Source organism: Agaricicola taiwanensis (genome assembly GCF_014635245.1).
Taxonomy (GTDB): Bacteria; Pseudomonadota; Alphaproteobacteria; order Rhizobiales; family Methylopilaceae; genus Agaricicola; species Agaricicola taiwanensis.
In genome coordinates this window covers 104,861-114,430 of record NZ_BMCP01000006.1, presented here as the reverse complement: position 1 = coordinate 114,430, position 9,570 = coordinate 104,861, and the positions used below count along the sequence as shown (strand labels likewise).

10 protein-coding genes and 1 riboswitch are annotated in these 9,570 nt (G+C 63.1%); of the genes, 6 read left to right on the top strand and 4 right to left on the bottom strand.

Translation table 11 applies throughout. The features are described 5' to 3' along the window. Positions 1-240: 240 nt before the first annotated feature. The gene (locus IEV58_RS16725; RefSeq protein WP_188410961.1) at positions 241-1,635 is read right to left on the bottom strand and encodes an aminotransferase-like domain-containing protein; all 1,395 of its coding nucleotides are present in this window, start codon (positions 1,633-1,635) and stop codon (positions 241-243) included. 83 nt (positions 1,636-1,718) lie between these two features. Between IEV58_RS16725 and IEV58_RS16720 the strand changes: the two genes are divergently transcribed. The 3 genes from IEV58_RS16720 (at position 1,719) to IEV58_RS16710 (ending at position 4,122) form a co-directional block, all read left to right on the top strand. Next, positions 1,719-2,588 carry a DMT family transporter gene (locus IEV58_RS16720; RefSeq protein ID WP_188410960.1) on the top strand — a complete coding sequence of 290 codons (870 nt, stop codon included), beginning with the start codon at positions 1,719-1,721 and terminating at the stop codon, positions 2,586-2,588. A 26-nt stretch (positions 2,589-2,614) separates the two neighbouring features. Continuing rightward, positions 2,615-2,733: riboswitch (TPP riboswitch) on the top strand. Positions 2,734-2,808: 75 nt separating this feature from the next. Continuing rightward, positions 2,809-3,456 carry a TenA family protein gene (locus IEV58_RS16715; RefSeq protein ID WP_188410959.1) on the top strand — a complete coding sequence of 216 codons (648 nt, stop codon included), beginning with the start codon at positions 2,809-2,811 and terminating at the stop codon, positions 3,454-3,456. Positions 3,457-3,459: 3 nt separating this feature from the next. Next, the gene (locus tag IEV58_RS16710; RefSeq protein WP_188410958.1) at positions 3,460-4,122 is read left to right on the top strand and encodes a TenA family protein; all 663 of its coding nucleotides are present in this window, start codon (positions 3,460-3,462) and stop codon (positions 4,120-4,122) included. Positions 4,123-4,146: 24 nt separating this feature from the next. On the opposite strand, the gene IEV58_RS16705 is transcribed toward IEV58_RS16710, so the two are convergent. The 3 genes from IEV58_RS16705 to IEV58_RS16695 form a co-directional block, all read right to left on the bottom strand. After that, a complete protein-coding gene (locus IEV58_RS16705; protein ID WP_188410957.1) occupies positions 4,147-4,503 on the bottom strand; it encodes an iron chaperone in 357 nt (118 codons plus the stop codon). A gap of 97 nt (positions 4,504-4,600) precedes the next feature. Beyond that, positions 4,601-5,620 carry an LLM class flavin-dependent oxidoreductase gene (locus IEV58_RS16700; protein WP_188410956.1) on the bottom strand — a complete coding sequence of 340 codons (1,020 nt, stop codon included), beginning with the start codon at positions 5,618-5,620 and terminating at the stop codon, positions 4,601-4,603. 93 nt (positions 5,621-5,713) lie between these two features. Continuing rightward, complete coding sequence (locus tag IEV58_RS16695; protein WP_188410955.1) at positions 5,714-6,685, bottom strand: LysR family transcriptional regulator; 972 nt, start codon at positions 6,683-6,685, stop codon at positions 5,714-5,716. A 292-nt stretch (positions 6,686-6,977) separates the two neighbouring features. Here IEV58_RS16695 and IEV58_RS16690 point away from each other — a divergent pair, with 292 nt between their 5' ends. From IEV58_RS16690 to IEV58_RS16680, 3 genes are all read left to right on the top strand, one after another. After that, positions 6,978-7,925: an agmatinase gene (locus IEV58_RS16690; RefSeq protein WP_229729551.1), complete on the top strand. Its 948-nt coding sequence runs from the start codon at positions 6,978-6,980 to the stop codon at positions 7,923-7,925. A gap of 33 nt (positions 7,926-7,958) precedes the next feature. After that, positions 7,959-8,822: a transporter substrate-binding domain-containing protein gene (locus IEV58_RS16685; RefSeq protein WP_229729550.1), complete on the top strand. Its 864-nt coding sequence runs from the start codon at positions 7,959-7,961 to the stop codon at positions 8,820-8,822. A gap of 75 nt (positions 8,823-8,897) precedes the next feature. Continuing rightward, positions 8,898-9,560: an amino acid ABC transporter permease gene (locus IEV58_RS16680; protein WP_188410953.1), complete on the top strand. Its 663-nt coding sequence runs from the start codon at positions 8,898-8,900 to the stop codon at positions 9,558-9,560. Positions 9,561-9,570 lie beyond the last annotated feature (10 nt).

Sequence of the window (9,570 nt, the reverse complement as noted above, 5' to 3'; positions counted from 1 at the left end):
CGCGCCGCAAAAGACGTAAACCCCACCACAAGGACCAGCATGACCCCGACCCAGACGTGACCTCACCACTCAGACCGGTCACGCTGGCCAGTGACGCAAAGAGGGGCCGGAAACGAAGAGCGTCGGCCACACCCTGTCGCGCTCGCCCTTGTGCCGAGCATCCACGAATTCCTTCCTTTTCCAGCAAGAATCACAGCAGCACACGCCGTGTTGGGCCGTGCGTCACCAAGCCCGGATCTTCTACAACATCGCCCGAAGCACCTCGAAGGCGCTCTCGTCCTGCATCTGCGCAGCGTTGAACCGCATGTAAGCGCCAGCGGTCTGTGAGACGCTGAAGACGTTGCCGGGTGCCAGCACCACATTTTGCTCAAGGGCGGCACGCGCAAGGTCGGCCGAGTTCACGCGGTCCGGCAAGCGGCACCACAAAAACATGCCCGCTTTTGGCTCGATCCAGGGCTCGACACCCAGGTCGCGCAGCCGAGCGGCCGTGTCGCGCCGTGCCTGGTCCAGGCGGATGCGTAGCACCTCCGTGTGCCTGCGGAAGCTTCCGTCGCTCAGAACGGCATGCACCAGTTCCTCGCTCAGCCTCGCTCCGCCGAAGGTCGTTGCGATCTTGAGCTCGATAAGACCCTCTATCCATTCAGGTTTGGCGGCGATGAAGCCGCAGCGCGCCGATGCGGAGAGTATCTTGGAAAAACTTCCGATCTGAACGACCCGGTTCAATCCGTCGAAACCGGCGAGGCGGGGAGCCGGCGTGTGCTCGAAATCGGCGTAGATGTCATCCTCGATGATGACGAGCCCATGGTGATCGGCGAGCTTGAGCACCCTGTGTGCGACAACCGGGGAAAGCGTTGCTCCGGTCGGGTTGTGAACCGCGGAGTTGGTGATGTAGAGGCGCGGCCGGGTGTCGGCGAGGATCGTCTCGAAAGCCTCGACCGATGGGCCGTTGGGCGTATAGGGCACCCCCACCATCTTCACCCGGTGCGCGCGCAGCAGAGCCTGGAAGTTGAAGTAACAGGGATCATCCACCAGGACCGTGTCGCCGGGCTCAAGCAGATAGCGGCATAGAAGGTCGATCGCCTGTGTGCCGCTTTCCGTCAGCATGATCTGATCGGGCGAAGCATCGACGCCGTGTTCGCCGAGCCTTCTGCCGATGAGCTGTCGCAGTTGCGGCAGGCCGAGAGGCGAACTGTAGTTGGAGAGCGGCTCAGTGCTGCCGCGCGACACAGTGCGCAAGGCCTTGCGCATGCTTCGTTCCGGCAACCAGCAGGGCGGCAGCCATCCGCACCCCGGCTTGGGAGTTGCGTCGTTCGCTTCCAGCGATTGCCGGGATACCCAGAGGGGATCGATCGCGCGGTCGAGCTTGGGGCCGACAGCCGACAGCGTCATGGGCGCCACCTGATGCGCAACGTAAAAGCCGGATCCGGGGCGGGAAATGATCGCCCCTTCCGCGGCAAGGCGGCTGTAGGCCTCCACCACGGTCGAGACAGAGACCTGCAATGATCCGGCCAGCGAGCGCACGGAGGGGAGCTTGGATCCGGCGACCAGGCTTCTGGCGGCAATGCGCTGCCTGATGGTGGATATGACCAGCCCGATCCGGCTTGTCGTCTCGATCTGTATTGTATCTGCGGCCATAACAGTTCGCTCCATCCGTATCGGACTGTAGCTGGCCGGACGATCAGAACCAATGGATAAGAATGGCCGCAGAGGAGCGTGCCATGGAACGAGCGACAAGCGGCTGGATCAATGGATTGATCGGGGTCATCATCTTCAGCGGATCGCTGCCGGCCACCAGGGTCGCGGTGCAAAGCCTCGATCCTGTTTTCCTGACGGTCACACGCGCCACCATCGCCGGCATTCTCGGGCTGAGCCTTCTCCTGTGTTTCAGGGAGCGCCGGCCATCCTGCAGCGATCTGCTGCCGCTGGCCGTCGTTGCTCTCGGCGTCGTGGTCGGATTTCCGCTCCTGACGGCGCTTGCCCTGCAGCACGTCTCATCAGCCCATTCCATTGTCTTTCTCGGGCTGTTGCCGCTGGCAACGGCCATCTTCGCCGTCATCAGGGGCGGAGAGCGACCAAGGCCGGCGTTCTGGGCCTTCTCGGTGCTGGGGAGCGCCCTGGTGGTTGGCTTTGCCCTGTCGCAGGGGGTCTCCGCATCGCCGGTCAGCGACGGCCTCATGGTTGCAGCCATGGTGGTCTGCGGTCTGGCCTATGCGGAAGGCGCCAAGCTGTCCCGCAGGTTCGGCGGCTGGCAGGTCATTTCCTGGGCACTGGTGCTGTCGTTGCCGTTGATGGCCGGCCTGACGCTGCTGTACTGGCCGCCGTCACTTGCCGAAGTCAGCCTGCCAGCATGGATCAGCCTGGGCTATGTCTCGCTCTTCAGCATGCTCATCGGCTTTGTCTTCTGGTACCGCGGCCTTGCTCTGGGAGGGACCGCCTCTGTGGGTCAGATCCAGCTCCTTCAGCCGCTCTTCGGCCTGGCGCTGGCGGCGGCTGTGCTGCAGGAACCGGTCACGCCGCTCATGTTCCTGATCGCCGTCGGCGTGGTGGCCTGCGTTGCCTTCGCGCGCCGCTATTCCATCCCCAAGTGACAACCCGCGCGCGCTGACCTACAACAGGTCCGTCCAAGGGGAGCCCCGCCAAGGGGTTGAGATTCCGCTGGCCTGATCGGCAGCGCGGTGACCCTTTGAACCTGATCCGGATCATGCCGGCGAAGGGATGGGATCAAAACCTGCCTTTGCCGGTCCCCACGCGAGGCCGCACCTCAGCCAGAACATGCGGTTTCGCTGCCAACTCTGAAAGGGCAGCCCCATGACGACGCGCTTCAGTGAGACCCTGCGGCAGGCCAGCGAGCCGAAATGGACCAGGGCCGTGGAGCATCGCTTCGTGCAGGAGCTCTTCGACGGCAGCATTTCTGATAAAGCCATGGCGGCCTACCTCATCCAGGACCACCGCTTCCTCGACAGCTTCCTGACACTGCTCGGCGGCGCCATCGCCACGGCCGACACCTTCGCGGCGCGCATCCGCTTCGGCAAATTCGTGGGCATGGTCTCGGGCGAGGAGAACACCTATTTCCTGCGTTCCTTCGAGGCGCTTGGCGTCAGCGAGGAGCAGCGGGCCGGCACGCCTGATGCTGAGCCCACCAAGGGCTTTCAGGCCATCATGCGCGAGGCGGCGGCGACGCGTTCCTACGCGGCCATCCTCGCTGTCCTGAACGTCGCCGAATGGCTCTACCTGGACTGGGCCTCGCGGGCGCCGCAGCCCTTGCCGCGGAACTTCGTCCATGCCGAATGGATCACGCTGCACGACAATCCCTTCTTTCGCGATTTCGTCGGCTTTCTCCGGTCAGAGCTCGATCGCGTCGGACCCAGTGAGCCTGAGGTGGCGCGCGATTTCTTCCTGCGAGCCGTCGATCTGGAGCTTGCCTTCTTCGACGCAACTTTCGAGGGCCGGGACTGAGTCATGGACACTTTCGATCGCCTCAAGGCGGCGGCCTCGGCCGATTGGTCCTCCTATGTCGATCATGCCTTCGTCCGTCAGCTGGGGGAGGGTACGCTGCCGGAAGCCGCCTTCCGCACCTATCTGGTGCAGGACTATCTCTTCCTGATCCAGTTTGCCCGCGCCTGGGCTCTTGCCGCCTACAAGAGCCGCAGCATCGCCGACATCCGCGCGGCGCAGGCGGGGCTTGCCGCCATTCTCGACGAGACCGACCTCCATGTGCGGCTCTGCGGCCGCTGGGGCATCTCGCCTGAGGAGTTGCAGGCGACACCGGAGCACCAGGCGACGGTCGCCTATACACGCTTCGTGCTTGATTGCGGCATGGCGGGCGACCTGCTCGATCTCCATGTCACATTGGCGCCCTGCGTCATCGGTTATGCGGAGATCGGCGCGAAGCTGGCTCCCGCCGGCGTCGCGGCGCTCGGCGCGCACCCCTATGCCGAATGGATCGGCGAATATGCGGGTGAGGGTTACCAGGGTGTCGCGGCCAATGCCCGGTGTCTGCTCGATGATCTCGCTTCCCGCAACATGACCGAGCGGCGCTTTGATGAGCTGGCAGCACTGTTCGGCAAGGCGGCCCGTCTTGAGGCTGACTTCTGGCAGATGGGGCTTGATGCCGGGGCCTGAGCTTCGTGTTGCCGAAGGCAGTCTCTAGAAACCTTTATTGCGGCGCGAACTGATCGCAAGTTTTTCGATCAGTTCGTCGGTAATAGGTCTGCTGACCGAGAATGTAACGCCGGTCTTGGTTGCTTTGAGCTTCAAGGATTTAATCTCGTCAGCACAAGAGGTAATCGCCTCCGGATCGACATATAGACCACACTGTTTATTAAAGGCGGCGTAGCCAGCGATTATCGTCTTTTCGATCTGAAAGCCGGGCATATCGTATTTTATGATTTCTTCGGCGTCTGGCAGCGCTCGCGACAGCTGTGCACGCAATTGGCCCAACAGAGCGCGAAATTGCTCTGGTGCGGCGGCTATATAGGCGTCGTGGCTATCCTTCTTCGGCATGCCGGCACTATGCCTTTCAGCCTCTCGCAGGGCAACAAACGGGGGCTAACGGTCTTGATGCCGCTGTTCACCGCGCTGCTCTTGGAGGAAAGCGAGGTCAGCGCCAGCCGAGCGCCGGCGCGACCTGTTTGAGGATCGCCTCGATGACATGGGCGTTGTAGTCGACGCCGAGCTGGTTCGGCACCGTCAGGAGCAGCGTGTCGGCCTCGGCCACGGCCTCGTCGGCCTTCAGCTCCTCGATCAGCTTGTCCGGTTCGGCGGCATAGGAACGGCCGAAGATGGCGCGGGTGTTCTCGTCAATGAAGCCGATCTGGTCCTGGCTGTCCCCGCGGCCGAAGTAGGCGCGGTCGCGATCATCGACCAGCGCGAAGAGGGAGCGTGAGACGGAGACACGGGGCTCGCGCGTGTGCCCGGCGTCCTTCCAGGCCTCGCGATAGGCGCGGATCTGCTTTGCCTGCTGGATGTGGAAGGGCTCACCCGTCTCGTCGTTCTTCAGCGTGGAGCTTTGCAGGTTCATGCCAAGCTTTGCCGCCCAGACGGCGGTCGCGTCGGAGCTGGAGCCCCACCAGATGCGGTCCCGCAGACCCTCCGAATGGGGCTCAAGCCTGAGCAGGCCGGGCGGATTGGGGAACATGGGGCGTGGGTTCGGTTGGGCGAAGCCTTCACCCCTAAGAACATCAAGGAAAACCTCGGCGTGGCGGCGCCCCATGTCGGCGTCGTTTTGGCCTTCTCCCGGCGCATAGCCGAAGTAGCGCCAGCCATCGATCACCTGCTCGGGCGAGCCACGGCTGAGGCCCAGTTGCAGGCGGCCGCCGCTGATGAGATCGGCGGCGCCGGCGTCCTCGGCCATATAGAGAGGGTTCTCATAGCGCATGTCGATCACAGCCGTGCCGATCTCGATGCGGCTCGTCCTTGCGCCGACGGCGGCCAGCAAGGGAAAGGGCGAGGCAAGCTGTCGGGCAAAATGATGGACGCGGAAATAGGCGCCATCGGCGCCAAGCTCCTCGGCAGCCACCGCAAGATCTATGGACTGCAGCAGGGCGTCACCCGCCGAGCGCGTGCCCGACTGCGGCGAGGGCGACCAGTGCCCGAAGGAAAGAAAACCGATCTTCTTCATGAGAGCCTGCCCAAGAGGTGACGTTCGCACCTATATGATGCCTTCACCGGCAATCCACCACCGGCAACGCACTATGGAGCTCTGCGGCAGCCATCATTCCGCGAAGTCGTCGTGGCCCTGACGGAAGCTCAGCTTGGAGAATATTTCCGGGTGCAGTGATCTTGTCTTCTGCACCTGTGTTTCAAGCGCCTGGTGGGCGCTGGTCTCGATCAGTTCGGGCAGGGCGCCAAGCTCGAATTGCCGCGTAGCCAGCGTGATGCGACGGTAGACGCTGGGCGCTTCCAGGGGGCGGATGATGATGTCCTGACGCTCCGGCGTGTCGCGCAGAAGGAGGAGGGAGGGCACCAGCGCCCAGCCAAATCCGCGCGCCACCATGAGGACCACCGATTCCAGCATGCCGAAGGTGACGGCGGGCGCGGCATTGAGCCGGAGGCGTGAGAGATAGGCCGAGGTGAGCCGGCCAAAGCCGGAATCCCCATGGGCGCCGATGAAGGGCGTGCTTTCAGCCAGTTCGCGCAGGCTGAGGTGGCTGAGCGATGGAGGTGTGATCAGGACGACCGACTCGCGAAACAGCGGGATCTTGCTCGCCGACGGGCGGGGCTCGTCATTTTCCAGCACGATGAGCGTGGAGAGCTCGCGCGCGTAAAAACGCGTCCAAAGATCCGTATTGCTGCCGGTGACGACGGTCCAGCTGCGCGCGTTCGCGGCAAGCTCGTGGACGAGCTGCGCCGCGAACCAGGTGCCCAGCGTCTCGATGATGCCGATGCCGAGGTGGGAGTGCCGCACGCGGCCCTTGGCCCGGAGTTCCTGATTGATGCCCGTCGCGTCCTGCAGCAACCGCTGGCCGCGGTTGAAGAGCTGCGCGCCCAGCACGGTGGGCTTGAGCGGACGCGCCGAGCGGTCGAACAGCGTGATGCTGAGCCGCTTCTCCATGCGGCGGATGATGTGGGAAACGGCCGATTCCGTCAGCTTCAGCCTGCGGGCCGCCTCGGTCATGCTGCCGGTCTCGCAGACCGAGATGAAGGCCTCAAGATCAGCCAGGTCGAAGTCACGATTTGTCTGCATGTTCGGCACCGCCGCATTACTGAGCAACTGCAGCATAACTAGGCATGTATAATGAATTTATTTCATCATAAGAGGTTATTTTGCAACTGGGAAAACCGGCCTTAAGAGACGTTACAGGGGTGCGGGTGGCGGTTAATTTTCTCGGTAATCAGGGAAAAACAAATCAAGAAATTTTTCCGAACCAGCGTCATTGATGAGCTTGCCATGGCTTCCGTGTTGAAAAAATATATTGGCCGCCAGGGCTGTGGTGATCATGCTCGCTGCAGGTCAGACAAGCAAATGGACGTCTCACGTGCTTACCCAGCAAACTGCCCCCTCCCATAACACTCTTCTGTTCTCGGAGGCCTGCGAGGATCTCGACACGCTGAAGGCCGATATCGCCTTCCTCGGTATTCCCTATGGCGCGGCCTACGATCAGTTCGCTGTGTCCAGCGAGCAATCGAAGTTCCCGGATGCACTGCGTCGCGCCACCGACCGCATCGTGCGCGGCCTCGACCATTATGACTTCGACATCGGCGGGCCGCTGCTCGATGGCCGTGACATCAAGATGGTGGACTGCGGCAATGCCGCCGGCAGCCCTTCCGATCCCACGGTGCATCTCAAGAACGCCGAGCTTGCCGTGCGCAAGATCATCAAAGCGGGCGCGCTTCCCATCGTCCTTGGCGGCGACCATTCGACGCCGATCCCGATCTTCAAGGCGCTGGCGGAGCTGAACAAGCCCATCACGCTCATCCAGGTCGACGCGCATCTCGACTGGCGCGAGGAAATCAACGGCGTCAGCGAAGGCCTCTCCAGCCCGATCCGCCGCGCCTCCGAAATGGACCACATCGGCGACATCTTCCAGATCGGCCTCAGGGCCTCGGGCAGCGCGCGCACCGCGGAGTATGAGGCGGCCAAGGCCTATGGCGCCAACCTCATCACCGCCCGCGAGGTGCATGAGCAGGGCATGGACGCGATCCTCGCCCGCATCCCCGATGGCGGCAACTACTACCTGACGGTGGATGCGGACGGTCTCGATCCCTCCGTCATGCCCGCCGTGCTCGGACCTGCCTTCGGCGGTCTGCTCTATCCGCAGATGCTGACCCTGATCCATGGGCTGGTGAAGAAGGGCCGCATGGTCGGCATGGATGTGGTCGAGATCGCGCCTGACCGCGACCATAACCGCCGCACCGTGATCGCCGCGGGCCGCCTGATCTTCAACCTGATCGGAGCAGCGGTAAGGGCAAATTATTTCAAGTGACTGCCTGAGACTGAATTCCAGAGGAGAACAACAATGAAACTCAGTGCACTTGCGAAAGCCGCCGTTCTCGCCACGGCAGTCATGGCGGCTCCGGCGGCTTCCCAGGCCGAAGGGCTGATGGACAAGATCAAGGAGACCGGCAAGATCACGGTTGCCACCGATGCCAACTATCCGCCGTTCGAATTTATCAAGGACGGCAAGATCGTCGGCTACGGAAAGGACCTCCTGACCGAACTCGTGGCAGCCCTGTCGAAGGAAGTGGGCCGCGAAGTGACCCTGGAACAGCTCGATCTGCCGTTCCAGGGTGTGTTGCCCGGCCTCACCGCCGGCCAGTTCGACTTTGTGGTCACCTCGGTCGGCATCAATCCGGAGCGCGCCAAGCGCTATGCCTTCACCCGTCCGATCGCCGCCTCGGCGCAGACGGTCATGATCCGCGAGGGTGATGCGGACGAGATCAAGACGCCGGAAGACCTCGAGGGTAAGATCCTCGGCACGCAGATCGCGTCCTCCAGCGAGCCGGTGGCACGGGCCTTCGACAAGAAGATGAAGGACAAGGGCAAGGCCGGGTTTTCGGAGCTGAAGCTCTTCACCACCTATCCGGAAACCTATGTGGCGCTCGCCAACGGGTCCATCGACGCGGTGCTGCAGACCGGCCCGGCGCTGGCGGTGCTGGTGCAGGAGCGCAAGGGCATGTTCAAGCTGATCGGCCCCATCAACGATCAGAAGAGCTACCTGGCCTGGGCCGCACGTCCCGAGGATGGTGCGTTCCGCGATTTCGTCAGCGACTTCCTCTCCGAATTGAACAAGAGCGGAAAGATGGGTGAGCTCCAGGAGAAGTGGTTCGGCTTCAAGATGGACACGCCTGATGAAGGTTACCTGCCGGAAGGCGCCCTCTGACCGTCAGGATATCGTGGGCGGCCTTCCCCAGGGTCGCCCACACTTCCTGGCCCGAGCGATCAGGGACATCAGGTCATGCAGTTTAGTTTTGAATTCGTGCTGGAGACATTGCCCGCGCTGATCGCGGCGGCGGGCGTGACGATCAGGGTGGCGGCCATCACCATCGCCCTGTCCCTGTTTTTCGGCACGGTGCTCACCATCGTGCGCGCCCTCAAGATCCGGCCCGTCAACGTCGCGATCAGCATCTACATCAGCTTTATCAGGGGCACGCCGCTGCTGGTCCAGATCTTCCTGGCCTATTATGCGCTGCCCGCGCTCGGCATCCGCCTTGGGCCGGTCACGGCCGGCGTCCTCGCCATCACAGCCAACAACGCGGCCTTCATGACCGAGATCTTCCGGGGCGCGCTCGCCAGCATTCCGCCCGGCCAGATCGAGGCCGCGGCATCGCTCGGGCTCAAGCCCCGCGCCATCTGGCTCAAGGTGGTGCTGCCGCAGCTCTACATGCGTTCGCTGCCGGCCATCGTCAACGAATGCACCATCGTCATCAAGGGCACGGCGCTGCTCGCCGTCATCACCGTGGTGGAGGTGTTCCGCACCGCGCAGCAGATCGGCTCCTCGAGCTTCCGCCCCTTCGAGACCTTCGTGGCGGCCGGCATTGTCTTCCTGGGGCTGTGTCTCATCATCAGCCAGTTCGGCCTCTGGCTCGAGCGGCGCTTCGCGCTCCGCCGCGGCACGTGAGGGGGGAGAG

Coding starts and splice junctions, on each gene's coding strand:
- IEV58_RS16680 (WP_188410953.1), top strand. CDS start 8,898: ATGCAGTTTAGTTTTGAATTCGTGCTGGAGACATTGCCCGCGCTGATC.
- IEV58_RS16720 (WP_188410960.1), top strand. CDS start 1,719: ATGGAACGAGCGACAAGCGGCTGGATCAATGGATTGATCGGGGTCATC.
- IEV58_RS16725 (WP_188410961.1), bottom strand. CDS start 1,635: ATGGCCGCAGATACAATACAGATCGAGACGACAAGCCGGATCGGGCTG.
- IEV58_RS16700 (WP_188410956.1), bottom strand. CDS start 5,620: ATGAAGAAGATCGGTTTTCTTTCCTTCGGGCACTGGTCGCCCTCGCCG.
- IEV58_RS16710 (WP_188410958.1), top strand. CDS start 3,460: ATGGACACTTTCGATCGCCTCAAGGCGGCGGCCTCGGCCGATTGGTCC.
- IEV58_RS16685 (WP_229729550.1), top strand. CDS start 7,959: ATGAAACTCAGTGCACTTGCGAAAGCCGCCGTTCTCGCCACGGCAGTC.
- IEV58_RS16715 (WP_188410959.1), top strand. CDS start 2,809: ATGACGACGCGCTTCAGTGAGACCCTGCGGCAGGCCAGCGAGCCGAAA.
- IEV58_RS16695 (WP_188410955.1), bottom strand. CDS start 6,685: ATGCAGACAAATCGTGACTTCGACCTGGCTGATCTTGAGGCCTTCATC.
- IEV58_RS16705 (WP_188410957.1), bottom strand. CDS start 4,503: ATGCCGAAGAAGGATAGCCACGACGCCTATATAGCCGCCGCACCAGAG.